Annotated in this window: 16 protein-coding genes; 10 read left to right on the top strand and 6 right to left on the bottom strand. The window is 65.1% G+C overall.

Annotation, left to right across the window (positions count from 1 at the left end):
• Window positions 1-152 precede the first annotated feature (152 nt).
• A complete protein-coding gene (locus VF617_RS15750; protein WP_331015856.1) occupies window positions 153-764 on the bottom strand; it encodes a hypothetical protein in 612 nt (203 codons plus the stop codon).
• A gap of 191 nt (window positions 765-955) precedes the next feature.
• On the opposite strand from VF617_RS15750, the gene trpS reads away from it, so the two are divergent.
• Together trpS and VF617_RS15740 are read left to right on the top strand one after the other, a co-directional pair.
• Window positions 956-1,960, top strand: coding sequence for a tryptophan--tRNA ligase (trpS, locus tag VF617_RS15745; protein ID WP_331015855.1), 1,005 nt, complete (start codon window positions 956-958; stop codon window positions 1,958-1,960).
• Window positions 1,961-2,147: 187 nt separating this feature from the next.
• Window positions 2,148-3,230 (top strand): CAP domain-containing protein, encoded by a 1,083-nt coding sequence (locus VF617_RS15740; protein WP_331015854.1) that lies wholly within the window; start codon window positions 2,148-2,150, stop codon window positions 3,228-3,230.
• Window positions 3,231-3,362: 132 nt separating this feature from the next.
• Here VF617_RS15740 and VF617_RS15735 read toward each other — a convergent pair whose 3' ends face one another.
• Window positions 3,363-3,887, bottom strand: a complete 525-nt coding sequence (locus tag VF617_RS15735; protein WP_331015853.1) for a hypothetical protein — start codon at window positions 3,885-3,887, stop codon at window positions 3,363-3,365.
• Window positions 3,888-3,932: 45 nt separating this feature from the next.
• On the opposite strand from VF617_RS15735, the gene VF617_RS15730 reads away from it, so the two are divergent.
• The gene (locus tag VF617_RS15730; protein ID WP_331015852.1) at window positions 3,933-4,400 is read left to right on the top strand and encodes a hypothetical protein; all 468 of its coding nucleotides are present in this window, start codon (window positions 3,933-3,935) and stop codon (window positions 4,398-4,400) included.
• Window positions 4,401-4,856: 456 nt separating this feature from the next.
• Here VF617_RS15730 and dnaA read toward each other — a convergent pair whose 3' ends face one another.
• The 3 genes from dnaA to mutM all read right to left on the bottom strand — a co-directional run bounded on the left by dnaA (window position 4,857) and on the right by mutM (window position 7,903).
• Window positions 4,857-6,191, bottom strand: a complete 1,335-nt coding sequence (dnaA, locus tag VF617_RS15725; RefSeq protein WP_331015986.1) for a chromosomal replication initiator protein DnaA — start codon at window positions 6,189-6,191, stop codon at window positions 4,857-4,859.
• A gap of 460 nt (window positions 6,192-6,651) precedes the next feature.
• Entirely contained in the window at window positions 6,652-6,915 is a 264-nt protein-coding gene (rpsT, locus tag VF617_RS15720) for a 30S ribosomal protein S20 (protein ID WP_331015851.1), read from the bottom strand.
• A gap of 178 nt (window positions 6,916-7,093) precedes the next feature.
• On the bottom strand, window positions 7,094-7,903 hold the full coding sequence (gene mutM, locus VF617_RS15715; protein ID WP_331015850.1) for a bifunctional DNA-formamidopyrimidine glycosylase/DNA-(apurinic or apyrimidinic site) lyase: 810 nt from the start codon (window positions 7,901-7,903) through the stop codon (window positions 7,094-7,096).
• 45 nt (window positions 7,904-7,948) lie between these two features.
• On the opposite strand from mutM, the gene VF617_RS15710 reads away from it, so the two are divergent.
• Both VF617_RS15710 and ubiB read left to right on the top strand, forming a co-directional pair.
• Window positions 7,949-8,704, top strand: a complete 756-nt coding sequence (locus VF617_RS15710) for a class I SAM-dependent methyltransferase (protein WP_331015849.1) — start codon at window positions 7,949-7,951, stop codon at window positions 8,702-8,704.
• Window positions 8,705-8,711: 7 nt separating this feature from the next.
• Window positions 8,712-10,247 carry a 2-polyprenylphenol 6-hydroxylase gene (gene ubiB, locus VF617_RS15705; protein ID WP_331015848.1) on the top strand — a complete coding sequence of 512 codons (1,536 nt, stop codon included), beginning with the start codon at window positions 8,712-8,714 and terminating at the stop codon, window positions 10,245-10,247.
• 54 nt (window positions 10,248-10,301) lie between these two features.
• Here ubiB and VF617_RS15700 read toward each other — a convergent pair whose 3' ends face one another.
• Window positions 10,302-11,279 (bottom strand): hypothetical protein, encoded by a 978-nt coding sequence (locus VF617_RS15700; protein ID WP_331015847.1) that lies wholly within the window; start codon window positions 11,277-11,279, stop codon window positions 10,302-10,304.
• A gap of 101 nt (window positions 11,280-11,380) precedes the next feature.
• Between VF617_RS15700 and VF617_RS15695 the strand changes: the two genes are divergently transcribed.
• Genes VF617_RS15695 through VF617_RS15675 form a run of 5 tightly spaced genes read left to right on the top strand, consistent with a single transcriptional unit; the run spans window position 11,381 to window position 15,980 of the window.
• A complete protein-coding gene (locus VF617_RS15695; RefSeq protein ID WP_331015846.1) occupies window positions 11,381-12,505 on the top strand; it encodes a hypothetical protein in 1,125 nt (374 codons plus the stop codon).
• Window positions 12,502-13,755 carry a bifunctional phosphopantothenoylcysteine decarboxylase/phosphopantothenate synthase gene (locus VF617_RS15690; RefSeq protein ID WP_331015845.1) on the top strand — a complete coding sequence of 418 codons (1,254 nt, stop codon included), beginning with the start codon at window positions 12,502-12,504 and terminating at the stop codon, window positions 13,753-13,755. Before VF617_RS15695 ends, VF617_RS15690 begins: the two co-directional genes overlap by 4 nt.
• A gap of 1 nt (window position 13,756) precedes the next feature.
• The gene (dut, locus tag VF617_RS15685) at window positions 13,757-14,200 is read left to right on the top strand and encodes a dUTP diphosphatase (RefSeq protein ID WP_331015844.1); all 444 of its coding nucleotides are present in this window, start codon (window positions 13,757-13,759) and stop codon (window positions 14,198-14,200) included.
• The gene (locus VF617_RS15680) at window positions 14,197-14,970 is read left to right on the top strand and encodes a molybdopterin-synthase adenylyltransferase MoeB (RefSeq protein ID WP_331015843.1); all 774 of its coding nucleotides are present in this window, start codon (window positions 14,197-14,199) and stop codon (window positions 14,968-14,970) included. Before dut ends, VF617_RS15680 begins: the two co-directional genes overlap by 4 nt.
• The gene (locus VF617_RS15675) at window positions 14,967-15,980 is read left to right on the top strand and encodes an NAD-dependent epimerase/dehydratase family protein (RefSeq protein ID WP_331015842.1); all 1,014 of its coding nucleotides are present in this window, start codon (window positions 14,967-14,969) and stop codon (window positions 15,978-15,980) included. Before VF617_RS15680 ends, VF617_RS15675 begins: the two co-directional genes overlap by 4 nt.
• The last annotated feature ends 16 nt before the right edge of the window (window positions 15,981-15,996 follow it).

Here is a 15,996-nt window from a genome sequence, read left to right as displayed (position 1 = left end):
CCGGCAATGGCCGGGGCGGAGCGCATTATTGGGCTGGGCCAGGAATGAGGGGGGAATGACGCGGTCCATCGGGACCGGCGAAATGACGCCGCCCAGCGCCAAAATGCGCCCGTCGCTTCGCGGTCGGCCGCTGCCGGATACAAGTACTCGCCCTAGGATGGAGCAGCTTCGCCCGCGACCGGCACCGGCGTTCCGAGATATTGCTGCAGCACGCCCTGGCTCACCAGCGCATCCAGGCTCGCCGAAAATGCAGCATCCAGCATGCCCTCCAGTCCCTTGGCGGCGAACTTCTCGACCGTGCCATAGCCGGTGGTGGTTACCGTCGCGACGACCTTCTTCTCGACCCGGTTATAAAGCTGCCACTCGACGTTGAGTGTCGCATTGCCCTTTTGCCCGCTGACCGAATCGCACAGATTGATCGTCTCGGGCCTGATTGTAGCGCCGATCAGATAGTCGCCCTTGCCGGCGTCGTCCGCTGTCGCGAACATGTTCGCCGAGGTCGTCAGCGCCGCGAAGCCCAATTTCTGCAGCTTTTCCGAGAAGAGCCGGTCGTAGCGCTCGTAATCCTGCGTCTTGGTCTCGCCCGATATCTTCCACTTGCTGGGAAAGACGCAGAGCGTGCCGCCCTTGATCTTGCCCTTGATGCCTCCCTCGGTGTTCATCACCACCTTGCTGAGCTGCACCGATTTGGTCGCGGTCTGCGCCGTGGCAGGCATGGCAGCCATGATCGCCGCGCCAGCCAGCGCGATCCAGATTCCCCGCATAATCCTCCCCTTAACTTGAACGAACCCCAGGAATAATTAGCGAAATCGAGGCGCGCAAGCGGCTCTTTCCCTCAAGCCGCTGCGCCGCTACAGCCCCCTCGTCCCAGGCACGCTTGCGCGGCGGCGCCCCCGCCGCCCGGGATCCGCGGCTGTCCAAGGGTCGGCGGTCAATCGGGCGCGGAGGCATTTCGATGAGGGTCGTCTCGGGCATCCAGACCACCGGCAATCTGCACCTGGGCAATTATCTGGGCGCGATAAGGCAATGGGTCGCGATGCAGGACGCCTTGGAGGGGAATGGGGGACAGTGCCTGTTCTTCCTGGCGGACCTCCACGCGCTGACCGGCAATGTCTCCCCGCAGGAGCTCGCCAACTCGACAATCGAAATGGCCGCGACCTTGCTCGCGGCGGGGATCGACCACCGGGCTATCCTGTTCAACCAGAGCCGCGTCCCCGCGCATGCCGAGCTTTGCTGGATCCTCCAGGGCACGGCGCGGATGGGCTGGCTCAACCGGATGACTCAGTGGAAGGACAAGGCCGGCAAGAACCGTGAAGGCGCCAGCGTGGGGCTATTCACCTATCCCGTGCTCCAGGCCGCCGATGTGCTGGTCTATCAGGCGACGCATGTGCCGGTGGGCGAGGACCAGAAGCAGCATCTCGAACTGGCGCGCGATATCGCCGCCAAGTTCAACACCGATTTCCACGTCGATCTCTTTCCCCTGCCCGAGCCCCTGGTCTCGAAAGCGGCGCCGCGGATCATGAGCCTGCGCGACGGCAGCGCCAAGATGTCGAAGTCCGACCCTTCGGATGCCTCGCGGATCAACCTGATCGACCCGGACGACATGATCGCCCAGAAAATCCGCAAGTCGAAGACCGATCCCGAGCCGCTGCCCGATAATTTCGATGCACTGGCCGAGCGCCCCGAGGCGAAGAACCTCGTGACGATCTATGCCGCGCTGGCGGAGCGGACTCCGCAATCCGTGGTGGAGGAATTCGCCGGGCAAGGCTTCGGCGCGTTCAAGCCCGCGCTGGCCGACCTGGCGATTTCCGTGCTCGCCCCGATGCGAGACCGGTTGGTGCGGCTGCTGGACGACCGGGGCGCAGTTGGCGCAGAACTGGCCAAGGGCGCCGAACGCGCCCAGGCGCTGGCCGCACCCACGCTGCTGGCGGCACAAAAGGCAGTAGGACTACAGGTCTGAACAGGGGGGATGAACATGCTGCGCAGAATCTCGATTGCCAGCAAGACCAACAGCTTTCGACATGGGAGCATTCCCAACGCAGTTGCGGCAGTTACGGGGACTGACTCGCGATTACTCCAGGCGGTCACGTCCTTTGGAAGGAAACACGTCACGCCTTGCTGCGTTAGCCTATGTTGATGGGAAAGGCGTGCCGCTTTTTCCTGAGCCGAAGGATTGGCTGATGCGCAATGCGCTGGCGCTGTTGGCGCCCTCCCTCCTCGCGATCGCCTCGTGCAGCGGCGGCGACTCCAGCGGCGGCGGCAATCCGCCCCCGGTGGCGACGGTCACGCCCACGCCGACTCCAAGCGTCTCGCCGACGCCGACGCCCACTCCCGTGCCAAGCGCGAGCCCCACGCCGACCGGCACCGATTTTCTCTCGCGCGCCGCCGCGCTCTACACCGTTCAGCCCGATATCGCCGCATGCCAGGCGGGAACGCTGCATCCCGCGGTCACCGCGAGCCTCCTCACGTCGCTCAACAATGTGCGGGCGCTCCACCGCTTGCCCCCGGTGGTCTATTCCCCGAGCGACGAAGCGTCGGCGCAGCAATCCGCGCTGATCATGGCCGCCAACGGCCAACTCAGCCACACGCCACCCGCGAGCTGGGCCTGCTATTCGAGCCTGGGCGCATCGGGCGCGGCAGCGAGCAATCTCTATGGTGGAGTGGGGACCGGGCTGACTCTGCTCAGCGAAGAGCAGATCGTCGCCGGCTTCATGACGGAGATCAACAATCTGGTGATCGAGAGCGTCGGCCATCGCCGCTGGCTGCTCGATCCGTTCCTCGGCTCGGTCGCTTATGGTCGCGTCGCCGGGCGCTACCAGACCAGCAATCGCGCCGACGCTGCGGCGATCAAGGTGTTCAACCTCGTTGGCCCATCGGGGCCGAGCGGCGCGCTGCCCGCGATCGTCGCCTATCCCTACGAGGAATATCCGGCGCGCTTCTTCGATACCAATGCGCTTCTTTCGTTCAGCGTGATCTCGAACACTACAAGCAAGTTCGGCAACACCAACGTCAACTTCTCGGGCGCAACGATCTCCGTTCGCGTGCGCGGCGGCGCGGCGCTTACCGTGTCGCGCGTCGCCTATGACAATGAGGGCTACGGACTGCCCAACAACCTGCAATTCGCTGTCGCGGGGCTGACGGCGAACACGATCTACGACGTGACGATCAGCAACGTGATCGTCGCGGGCACGCCCCGCAGCTACAGCTATTATTTCCGCATCGTCGCTTGATGAGGCCGCGGCCTGCGGTGGATCTGAGGTCTGAGGCACCATGTCGCGAACTACGCCACGGCCGCTTACGGCCCAATTGCGGGCATCAACTGCGAAGCCCAAAGTCGCGAGGTCAGCCAGCGACGTACTTCGTCAAAGCCTCCACAGCCTTCTCCGCATATGCGCCATTACACCCTCCGCGAATGCGCCAGCAAAGAAGAATACTGCTGGAGCGACCCATCGCACGACGATGCCTCGCTCGGGCTTCGCTTCAATAAGCTCGCGGGAGCTTTTGGCACGGACCAGCAGCAGCTGGCGCGAGGTGCCCGCTGGAAAATCCCCGTTGAACCCTGTGATGAGCTTTTCGATCTCACGCAGACAGGAAATCAACTCTAGCCGCGCTGCTTCTATCTCTTCCTCAGATAGGCCCTCGAAATTACCGCCAGCTCTAGACTTGAGATGCGCAAGCGTCCGTAGGCCAGCGGCACGCCTCGCGAGCGGCTCGGTCGCCGCCCTGCCGAAAAAATATCGGCCATCCGATGCTTTACTTGCGGCGAACCATTGTCCGCTGCCATCGAGTTGGTGCGACAGGACGACTTTCTCCGCAGGAACCGCCGCGTCGAGCAAACCGGTAAATTCGGGCACCCCTGCGTCTGCGGGAGGGTCAAGCTTGGCCATATTTCAATGCTAGTGATGCTGCTCACCAATTGATAGTTTCGCACCATGTTTAAGAATCAGCCACCGATTTTCGAAACGGGCAGCAAGCCTGAAATCTCACTTACGATGACCCGCATCAGGGAATGGCAAGATCATGGTTTTGGCCTCAATGCGAGCTACTTCGAGCGCGGCGAAATTGAGGGGGGCCACGAGGCAATTGCATCAGGCGAGGCAGATGACTTCTGGCGCGGCGGCAAGCAGATCGTCGGTAAAAAGCTCAGAATGCACGTCAAATTCCATAGTGATCTTTCGCGCCGGCAAACAGATAGAGGCATCATTGGCGGCGGGCAGTTTTACGATGAATACGTAGACATCGAGCTGAACCTAGAGCCTCAGCACGTCCGAGAGGTCGTTCACGAGTTACGGCTTAGCGCAGTGCGACAGCTCTTCGTTGGCGGCTATGCAATTAGCCCCAAGATATTCAGGGCGACACGCTTTGGTCTAAGTGAACCGCGCGGCGGCCAGCCAGTATAAGCCGCAGTCTGAACGGTGCTGAGCGCTCCCCGATTTGTTTCAATAACGACGCTGGATGCAATTCGAGACGGCGTTCAGCGAACGACAGCAATCCACCCAAAAGCAGTCTTCGCCATCAAACCTTGCAATGTAGGATTTCGCCTGCTTGGCTGAGCCGGCCGGTAATGCGTCCGCTCTTTGAAATCGTCGGTCCGAAATCCCCATGGCCAGTGCGACATTGGGAACACTCGCGCCCGGGAAACCATCCCGATAGTGTGACCCAAGTGTGACCTTTGGCGGGGGGGTTACCGTAGCGCAGGAACCGCGCATTGGCCTAAACTTCGCCTAAACTTCCGCGCCGTCGCGCCGGCCCTCGCGGTGAAAAGCCGGGGTGGAGGCGTGACAATTCGCGTTGCCCCGCTCTCATCTCCTCCACCCCGACCCCCTCCGATGGGAGGGAACCGCCAAACTTGTCGCTCAGCCTTCGAGCGTGCGCATCAGCGTGCGGACGGCGCCGTCGATCTCGCTATCCTTGCCGCGCAGGTCCTCGATGCGCTTGACCGCGTGAATAACCGTTGAGTGATCGCGGTTACCGAACTTTCGACCAATTTCCGGCAGCGAGCGCGTCGTCAGGCGCTTGGCGAGATACATCGCGATCTGGCGCGGGCGGGCGATGGCGACCGCGCGGCGCTCCGAGATCAGGTCGATCTGCTTGACTTCGAAATGCGCCGAAACCGCGCGCTGGATCTCGTCGATCGTGATCCGGCGCTGCGCGGTGCGGAGCACTTCGCCCAGCGTCACCGTCGCGAAATCGATGGTGATCGTCTCGTTCGAGAGATTGGCGTAGGCGACCAGCCGATTAAGCGCGCCCTCCAGCTCGCGGACGTTCGACGTGATCCGCGCGGCGAGCAGATCCATCACTTCGTGCGGCATGTCTACCGCCGGCATGTCCTTGAGCTTCTGCGCCACGATCGCGCGGCGCAGCTCCAGCTCGGCGGGCTTGATGTCCGCGACCAGCCCCGAGCCCAGCCGGCCCGCAAGCCGCGTCTCGAAGCCCTCGAGCGCCTGTGGCGCGCGGTCGGCGGCGATCACCAGCCGCTTGCCGCTGCTCATGAACTCATTGACCGTGTGGAAGAATTCTTCCTGCGTCGCGTCCTTGCCGCCGATGAACTGCAGATCGTCGATCATCAGCAAGTCGACCGAGCGCAGCCGCGTCTTGAATGCGTGCGTATCCTTGGCGCGGATCGCCTGGACGAACTCGAACATGAAGCGCTCGGCGGTCACATAAATCGCGGTCGAATCGGGATTGGCCCCCAGAAAGGCCTGGCCGATCGCGTGCATCAGATGGGTCTTGCCCTGCCCGGTGCCGGCATGAAGGTATAGCGGGCTGAACTGCGGCATGCCGGGCTGGGCGACCGCGCGCGCCGCATTGAACGCCACCCGGTTGGTCGCATCGGTGACGAAACGGTGGAAGGTGAAGCGCGGATCGAATTGAGGGCGTTCGGCGGGCGCCGCGGCGGCGGGCGCCTCGGGCGCCGCCTGAAGGACGCGCTTGGGCTCATCCGCCATCGTCTCGACGGTGACGCTGATAACTTCGGGCAGCACGGCCCGGAACTCGAGCAGCAACCGCTCGGAATAATGGTTGCGGACCCACTGCGTCATGAAGGTCGAGGGCAGGCCCAGGCGAACGGCCTCAGCGGTGCTGCCGTCGACAAGCACGACGGGTTTCAGCCACTGATCGAACAATCGCTGCCCGGCCGAGCGGCGCAGGTTTCCCCGCACATGCGCCCAAGCCTTGGCGACTGCTTCCATCCCGTCACGCTCCACGGTTTGCACCTGAGTCAAACGACGCACCTCTCCCCCGCGAAAAGCCTGTGCTTCCGCGTATGAACTCGATCCCGACACATGATCTCTACGCAGCCGGTCTTTGCCCCCGGGCTTGGCGCGTTGAGTTCGTATAAATCCGGGCGAGGGACTCGGCCCGGACGACCTTTTTAGAAACCTAGGTTCGAGTCGAGCAAGAGCCCGATTGTAAAGATTCCGAAATAGTTTTGTTGACTCCGCATAACTCGCGGAAATCCAAGGCGCACTGTATTCAACTTGTTATAAATCAAATACTTAGATGCTTAATAGTCTCATGGCTCCAGCGACTCGCGGATTTCCGGGAGTTGCGGCATGTTAAGCTGACCGACAGGCGCAGGGACCTGTCCCGCACGCGAAAAACCCCGCCGAAACTGGTCCGGCGGGGCGCAATTTCGTCGCAAAAACGAAGTCAGGCCAGCGCTTCGACGCGCTTGTTGAGACGCGAGAATTTGCGGCTCGCGGTGTTCTTGTGCAGCACGCCCTTGGCGACGCCGCGCTGCAACTCCGGCTGGACGGCGGCGAGCGCAGTGGCCGCGGCTGCCTTGTCGCCGGAATCGAGCGCCGATTCGACCTTCTTCACGAAAGTCCGGATGCGGCTGACCCGCGCGCCGTTGATTTCCGCGCGGCGGTCGTTCCGCCGGATACGCTTCTTCGCTTGTGGCGTATTCGCCATGCCCTGTCGTTCCTAGCTCAAAGATAGAGGGCGCGGGAAAGTGAACCAAGCCATAGGGTAAATCATGCCCCCGGCATGATTTAGAAGCACCTGGGAGGTGCTTCGACCCTATGGCTTGGTTCACTCCCACGCCCGGGAAAGCGCGGCCCTTACCGCCTGAGGCGCTTCGGGTCAACCGCTAGCGCTGGCATTTGGGACACCAGAAAGTCGAGCGGCCCGAATCGACGCGGCGCTCCACCAGCCCCCCGCATTCGCAGGGCTCGCCCTCGCGGCCATAAACGCGCCATTGCTTGGCGAAATAGCCGAGTTCGCCCGAGGGTCGGGCATAGTCCCGCAAGGTCGATCCGCCGGCTTCGATCGCCGCCTCCAGGACCTCGCGGATCGCCGCGACCAGCTTTTCCAGCCGCGGCCTTGTGATCCCCCCGCCCGGCCGCGTCGGAGCGATCCGCGCGAGATAAAGCGCCTCGCACACATAGATATTGCCAAGGCCCGCCACCACGCGCTGATCGAGCAGCAGCGCCTTCACCGGGGCGGCCCGTCCCTTGAAGGCGGCGGCAAGATGCCTGGCGGAGAAATCCGCGCCCAGCGGCTCGGGGCCCAGCACGGCGAAGGCCGGCCATTCGGCGAGTTCCCCCGTCGGCACCAGATCGAGCGAGCCGAAGCGTCGCGGATCGTTCAGCGCCAGCAGGTGCTTTGCGGTCTCGATGATGCAGTGATCGTGCTTGCCGATCTCCTCCGGATCGATTCGCCAGCGGCCCGACATGCCGAGGTGGAAGACCAGAGTGTCGCCCCGATCCGTTTCGATCAGCCCGTATTTGGCGCGGCGGCCCATCCCGGTGACGCGCGCGCCCGTCAGCCGCTGGCCGAGATCTTGGGGGAAGGGCCGGCGCAGATCCGCGCGGTGAAGCGTCACGCGCTCGATCACCTGGCCCTCCAGCACCGGCGCCAGGCCGCGCACGGTGGTTTCGACTTCGGGTAGTTCCGGCATGGCTACCCCCTAGCCCCGCCCCTTCGCCACCGCTAGAGCACCGCCATGCCAGACACCGTATCCTTCGGCTACGAAGACATCGCCCCCGAAGACAAGACTCGCCGCGTGGGCGAGGTCTTCTCGAACGTCGCGTCGAAATACGACCTGATGAACGACGCGATGTCCGGCGGGCTGCACCGGCTGTGGAAGGACCTGTTCGTCCGCCGCGTAAAGCCCCGGGCCGGCGAGCACATCCTCGACATGGCCGGCGGCACCGGCGACATCGCCTTCCGCATGGCCCCTTCCGGCGCGGCGATCACGGTGGCGGACATCAATCCCGAGATGCTGGCTGTCGGCATAGAGCGCGCGGCGGCACGCGGGATCGCCAACGGGCGCAAGCCCGACACCGGCAGCCTGGTCTGGACCGAAGCGAACGCCGAGAGCCTGCAATTCCCCGAGCGGTTCTTCGACGCCTATACGATCGCCTTCGGCATCCGCAACGTCACCGACATCCCCAGGGCCCTCCGCGAAGCGCACCGCGTGCTCAAGCGCGGCGGGCGCTTCTATGTCCTCGAATTCTCGACCACGCAGTGGCCCGGCTTCGGACAGATTTACGACGCCTATTCGCACCACCTCGTGCCCAGGCTGGGCAAGCTGCTCGCGAACGACGCGGACAGCTATCGCTATCTCGTCGAATCGATCCGCCGCTTCCCGCCGATGCCCGAGTTCGAGAAGATGATCCGCGAGGCAGGCTTCACGCAGACCAGGGTCGAGCCCCTGCTCGGCGGCATGGTCGCGATTCACAGCGGCTGGAAGATTTGAGCCCCCGGTGACCGCCCCCGCGATCCATCTCTGGCGCCTCCTGAAATGGGGACGCATCCTCGCGCGGCACGGCGCACTGCGCGGGATCGAGCGCGATCCCAACACGCCGCGCCCCGTCCGCCGGGTGGCCAGGCTTGCGCGGTTCGGCGCGCGCATCCCCGCAGTGCCGCGCTATGCCGACGCATTCCAGGAGATCGGCCCCGCCGCGATCAAGCTCGGCCAGACGCTGGCGACCCGCCCCGATCTGGTCGGCGAGGAAGCTGCGCATGATCTGCTGCGACTGCAGGACGCGCTGCCGCCGGTTCCGTTCGCGGTGATTCGCCAGCGCATCGAAGCGAGCTTCGGGCGGCCATTGGAAAGCCTGTTCGCCAGCGTGGACGAAGTGCCGATCGGCGCGGCCTCGATCGCCCAGGTCCACCGTGCAGTGACGCCCGAAGGCGCTCATGTCGCGGTCAAGGTGCTGCGCCCCGGCATCGAGGCGGAGTTCGCCCGGGCGATCGAAACCTATGAATGGGCGGCCGCCCAGGTCGAGGGCATGGGCGGCGAAGCGAGCCGCCTGCGCCCGCGCATGATCATCGAGACCTTCAAGCGCTGGACCGCGCGCGAGCTCGATTTGCGCCGCGAAGCCGCTTCCGCTTCCGAACTCGCCGAGGGCATGCAGGCCGAGCCCGATTTCTTCGTTCCCGCGATCGATTGGCAGCGCACCACCGGCAAGGTGCTCACCCTCGAATGGATCGACGGCATCAAGCTCTCGGACCGCGAGGCGCTGATCGCCGCAGGCCACGATACAACCGCGCTGGCGGGCAAGCTCATCCGCGCCTTCCTGCGCCAGGCGATCGCCGAGGGCTTCTTCCACGCCGATATGCACCAGGGGAACCTCTTCGCGCTCCCCGACGGCCATATCGCTGCGATCGATTTCGGTATCATGGGCCGCATCGATCGCCGCGCGCGCGTATGGCTCGCCGAGATTCTCTACGGCCTGATCACCGGCAATTATAAGCGCGTCGCCGAAATCCATTTCGAAGCCGGCTATGTGCCGCCGCACCATAATGTCGCCGAGTTCGCCACGGCCCTTCGCGCGGTCGGTGAGCCGATGCGCGGGCTGCCGGTCAAGGACATGTCGGTCGGCGCCATGCTCGACGGGCTGTTCAACATCACCCGCGATTTCGACATGCAGACCCAGCCGCATCTGCTGCTGCTGCAAAAGACGATGGTGATGGTGGAGGGCGTCGCGCGCGGCCTGGATCCCGATATCAATCTCTGGGAAACCTCGGCCCCCTTCGTGCGCGAATGGATCCGCACCGAGCTGGGTCCGGAGGCCGCGATTGCCGACCGCATCGTCACAGACCTGCGCACGCTGGCCCGGCTGCCGGAACTGATCCGTAACATCGAACTCCGCTTTCCCGCTCCGGGGGGTGCCCCGCCCGCTCCGCCGCTGCGCGAGATTGAAGTGATTCGCGTCGGGGGTGGCTGGCGCTACATCGCTGTCGCGATGGCCGCGGCGGCATTGAGCGCGGTGCTCACGGTCTGGCTGCTGGGCTAGAGTCTGTTCAGTTAGAGGGCGCCGGAACAGCCTATAAGCAGCCCGGCGCGTCGCTCAGGGGGCGATGACGATCGACTTTGCCATGTCGTCGAACATCGTCTCGGTACGCGCTGAATTCGGCCCGGCGCCGAAAACGCCCCACAGGTCGTCTCCGTTTCCGAACGTGATGATCCGCACTGCTCCATCACCATATTTGGTGCGCTCGGCGCCCTGGCCGACATAGCCGGTCGTTCCGCCTACTGACTGCTCGAAAATCAGCCGCTTCTTGGTCGAAAAGCCCATCGTCACCGCTTGCTGCGCCATCATGTCCCCCAGCGCCCGGGGGTTGAGCGGTTTCCCCGGTTTGGAGCGCATATGATAGACCCAGACCTGCGTGCCCTTCTTGTCGTCGATCGTATAGGTCGTCCATTTATCGAGCAGGGTGGCCCATTCGCCGGCGATCGGCTCGTTCGCGGCCACGGCGGGGGCAGGCACGCTCATCTTCATTCGCCCGGCTGCGAGCGGAATCAGCACCGGCTTCGCCACAGGCGCGCGGACCGAGGCGAAGATATGATCCTCTTCCGCATCCGCGCTGGCTCCGAGATTGCCGTTGGCAAGTCGCGAGGTCTGGATGCTCCAGTCGTCCTGCCCGACGCGGATCAACACTTCTTCCAGGTGATAGCGGTCGCCCGAAGGAAAATCGAACTCCACTTCCAGCTTTGCTGCCGGATAGCCAAGCATGGTCGTGTCCGTGACCTTCGCAGTGGGGTTCTTCTTGTCCTTGATCATCGAGCCGCCCACCAGCTCGAGAAACCGGCGCGGTGCGTCGGTGACATTTGCGCTGCGGTCAACGAGATGGATTTCGACCGATAAGAAGCCGTGTTCGGTTTTCCATGTCTTGTAGCGGATGCCCTGATCGACCCGCTCGCTGGCCACCAGCGCCTTGGGCGGCACATCGATCTGAAAGGGCGCGCCCGGCAGCGTGACTTCCTTCCACCGCCGCAGATCGACGGGATCGGCCAAGCCCAGCAGCGCAGTAGCGAGCAATAGCATTCGAACCCCCGTGTCGGACCGCGACCTGCATTCAGCCTATGCGCAGATATGCAGCCTGTCATCCCCCTCGACACTCGCTCGGCGCTGCGTGTAGGTCGCAGATGCTCATGGCCCAGCTTGCCGCGCTCCCCTGGTTGACCACTCGATCGCGCTTCGCGGGACTTTCGCGTGGCCGCGCGCGGCTTGGGCTGGTGCTCCTCGCATTCCTGCTCGCCGCCTGCCTGACCGCGCTTGCCGTGCCCGATCCCGGGGCGATCGGCGCGGCCACAGCGGCCGAGACGGGGCAGACCGACCTGGCGCTCTACGAGAAGATCGTCGCTGCCGTCCGTGGCGGCGAGAATTACTATGTCGCCGCCGCCGACGCGCTCCGCGCCGGGCAATATCCGTTGCGGCCCTTCTTCACCTTCCGCATGCCCGCGCTGGCGAGTGCGCTGGCCGCGGTCCCGCACTGGCTGCCCGTGCGCTATCTACTGTACGCGCTGGTGCTTTGCGTCGCGGGAGCCTGGGCCGATCGGCTGCGTGGCGAGCTTACCCGCCCCCTCCCGACAGTCGCCGCACTAGTCCTGATGCTGGGATCGCTGCTGGTGTTCCTGCAAGCCGAGCTGGCACCCTTCCACGAGATATGGGCCGCCTTGCTGATCGCCCTGTCGCTCGCGCTCCGCCGGCCGGGACGCTGGATCGAGGCGGTGGCGATCGGCCTTGCCGCGATGCTGATCCGCGAGACCGCCGCGCTCTATGTCGTGATCATGGCCGTGTTCGCCTGGACCGAAGGCGAACGGCGCGAGGCGCTCGGCTGGGGCCTGGCGCTGGGGCTGTTCGCCGCGGCGCTGGGCGCGCATGCCTGGGCGGTGGCGGGCGTCACCGGGCCAACCGACCCCGCCTCGCCCGGATGGGCCGGGCTGCTGGGCTTCGGCTTCTTCGTGAAGACCGTGACGCTTGCGACCGGGCTGTACATGATGCCGATCTGGGCCGGGGCGCTCCTTGTCGGCCTCTCGCTCTTCGGCTGGGCAAGTTGGAGCGACACCTTGGGGCTGCGCATGTTCGCGATGCTCGCAGCCTATGCCGCCGCGATCGGCGTCTTCGCGCGTCTGGACACCTTTTATTGGGGACTGATGACCGCGCCGGTCTTCCTCCTCGGCCTGCTCTTCGCCCCCGCCGGCATCCGCGACCTCGTGCGCCAGTCACTCGACAAAAGGCGCATCACGGTGACAAGGGTGCCGCGATGAAGCGCATCCTCCTCATCGTCGGCGGCGGCATCGCGGCTTACAAGGCTTGCGAGTTGATCCGTCTGTGCCGCAAGGCCGGGATCGGCGTGAAATGCGTGCTCACCGCAGGCGGACAGCATTTCGTCACGCCGATGACGCTGGCGGCGCTCAGCGAGAACCAGGTCCATACCACGCTCTGGGACCTCAAGGACGAGGCCGAGATGGGCCATATCCAGCTCAGCCGCGAAGCCGATCTGGTCGTGGTCGCCCCTGCCACCGCGGATCTGATGGCGAAGATGGCGGCGGGGATCGCGGACGATCTCGCCACCACCCTCCTGCTCGCCACCGACAAGCCCGTGCTCGCCGCCCCCGCGATGAACGTGCGGATGTGGCAGCACCCGGCGACGCGCCGCAACGTCGCCGCGCTGCGCGGCGATGGCGTGACGGTGATCGAGCCTGACCAGGGTCCGATGGCGTGCGGCGAATATGGCCCGGGGCGCTTGCCCGAGCCCGAAGCGATCCTCGCCGTGATCCAGAACCATCTCTCCGCTCACCCTGAGCCTGTCGAAGGGTGCCCACCCGCAAGCGCGGCGGAGAGCGGTCCTTCGACAAGCTCAGGACGAGCGGTAGATAGGTTGCGCGGCAAGCATGTGCTCGTCACCGCAGGACCCACGCACGAGCCGATCGACCCGGTGCGCTACATCGCCAACCGCTCGTCCGGACGGCAAGGCTACGCCATTGCCGGCGCGCTCGCTTCGCTGGGCGCGAAGGTGACGCTGGTCAGTGGCCCGGTCACGCTGCCTACGCCTCCCGGGGTTACCCGCATCCAGATTGAGACCGCGCAGGACATGGCCAACGCCGTCGCGCGGGTGCTGCCCGCCGATGCCGCTGTCATGGTGGCGGCCGTGGGCGACTGGCGTGCGGAGGCGGCGGACCAGAAGATCAAGAAAGGCGACGCCCCGCCCCGCCTCGCCTTATCCGAAAATCCCGATATCCTCGCGATGCTTGCCAGGAGCCCGCACCGTCCGCCGCTCGTCATCGGCTTCGCCGCCGAGACCGAGCGCGTGATCGAACACGCCACCGCGAAGCGCGAGCGCAAGGGCGCGGACTGGATCGTCGCCAACGACGTATCGGGCGATGTGATGGGCGGCGACGCCAACACCGTCCATCTCGTCACCGCGGCTGGCGTGGAAAGCTGGGAGCGGCTGCCCAAGAGCGAAGTCGCCCGGCGGCTGGCGGAGCGGATCGCCGATGCACTGGGGACAAACTGAGATGCAGCCGATCCGCATAGCCCTTCAGCGGCTCCCCCACGGCGAAGGATTGCCCCTCCCCGCTTATGCGACCAGCGGCGCTGCCGGCATGGACGTGGTTGCCGCGGAGGATCTGGTCCTCGCCCCCGGCGCGCGCCACGCCGTCGCCACCGGCTTCGCCATGGCGATCCCGCACGGTTACGAAGTCCAGGTCCGCCCGCGATCGGGGCTGGCGCTCAAGCACGGCATCACTTGCCTGAACACGCCGGGCACGATCGACAGCGACTATCGCGGCGAAGTGAAGGTGATCCTCGCCAATCTCGGCAGCGAGGCCTTCCCGATCAAACGCGGAGACCGGATCGCACAACTCGTCCCCGCGCCTGTCCAACACGCCGACCTGGCCGAAGTCGATAGCCTCGACCAGACCGACCGAGGCGCGGGAGGCTTCGGCTCGACGGGCATATGACCCTGAGCGATGAAGAACTCGAACGCTACGCCCGCCATATCGTGCTGCGCGAGATGGGCGGCGGCGGACAGGCGCGGCTCAAGGCGGCAAGCATATTGGTGATCGGCGCGGGCGGCATCGGTTCGCCCGCGATCCAGTATCTCGCCGCCGCCGGCATCGGCCGCCTGACGATCGCCGATGACGACCGGGTCGATCTCTCGAACCTCCAGCGCCAGACGCTGTTCGGCACCGCCGATGCCGGCCGCGCGAAGGCCGAAGTAGCGGCCGAGCGCGTGCGCGCGCTCAACCCGCATGTCCATGTCGTCGGCATCGAAAGCCGCATCGACCGCTACAATGTCCATAACCTGCTCGAAGCGCATGACGTGGTTCTCGACGGCTGCGACAATTTCGAAACGCGCCTGGCCGTCGCCGACGCCGCGCTGGATCTCCGCATCCCGCTGGTCTCCGCGGCGGTGGCCGAGTTCGAAGGCCAGCTCGGCGTGTTCCGCGGCTGGGAGGCGGACAAGCCCTGCTATCGCTGTTTCGTCGGAAGCGACCCCGGGCGCGAAGGCGTCACCTGCGCCGAACAGGGCGTGCTGGGCGCGCTCACCGGCGTGATGGGCAGCCTCGCCGCCCTCGAAGCTATCCGCGCGGTCGCCCCGTTCGGCGAGGATTCCGCGGGCAAGCTGCTGCTGGTCGATGCGCTGGCCCTGCGCTTCCGCATGCTTACCCTTCCGAAAGATGCGGGCTGTACGGGTTGCGGCGCAGCGGGCAAGGGCAGGGGCGAATGAGGGGCAAGCGCGTTCTGGTTACCGGCTCCGCCGGTTTCATCGGTTTCCACACCAGCAGCCTGTTGCTTCAGCAGGGCGCAACGGTGCTCGGAGTCGATAATTTCTCCGACTATTACGATGTCGCGCTCAAGGAAGCGCGCAACGACATGCTGGCGAACCACCCGGATTTCTCGGTGGCCCGCGTGTCGATCGAGGACCGCGAGGCATTCGGTGCCGCCTGGCGCGAATTCAAGCCCGATATAGTCATCCACCTCGCCGCGCAGGCCGGCGTGCGCTACTCGATCGACGCGCCGGACTCCTATGTCGGCGCAAACCTGATCGGCACGTTCAACGTGCTCGAACTGGCACGGCATCATCCGCCGCAGCATCTCCTCGCCGCCTCGACCAGTTCGGTCTATGGCGCGAATACCGACATGCCGTTCGACGAGATGCAGCGCACCGCGACGCCGCTGAGCCTCTATGCGGCCACCAAGGGCGCGACCGAACTGATGGCGCACAGCTATGCGCACCTCTTCAAGATGCCGATGACCTTTTTCCGCTTCTTCACGGTCTATGGCCCCTGGGGCCGGCCGGACATGGCGCTCTTCAAATTCACCAGGGCGATCGTCGCGGGTGAGGCGATCGATGTGTACAACAATGGCGATATGGTGCGCGATTTCACCTATATCGACGATCTCGCCACGGCGATCGTGAAGCTGGCCGCGGCGGTTCCGGGCAGCGATCCGGTGGAGGGCGACAGCCTCTCCCCGGTGGCACCCTTCCGCGTGGTGAATATCGGCCAGGGTCGCCCCACCAAATTGATGGATTATATCGGCGCGATCGAGCGCGCACTGGGCAAGCGGGCGATCAGGAATTTCATGCCGATGCAGCAAGGCGACGTGCCCGCCACCCAGGCCTCGCCCGCCTTGCTCAAGCGGCTCACCGGCTATGTGCCCTCCACTTCGCCCGAAGAAGGCGTTGCGAAATTCGTTTCCTGGTATCGCGAGCGCTACGCCGGCGACGCCCTTTAGCGATATCTCCCGCGCG

Origin of the sequence: Sphingomonas sp. (genome assembly GCF_036388215.1) — a bacterium.
Taxonomy (GTDB): domain Bacteria; phylum Pseudomonadota; class Alphaproteobacteria; order Sphingomonadales; family Sphingomonadaceae; genus Sphingomonas.
The sequence above is the reverse complement of the archived record's forward strand: the minus strand, read 5'-3'. Positions and strand labels throughout refer to the sequence as shown.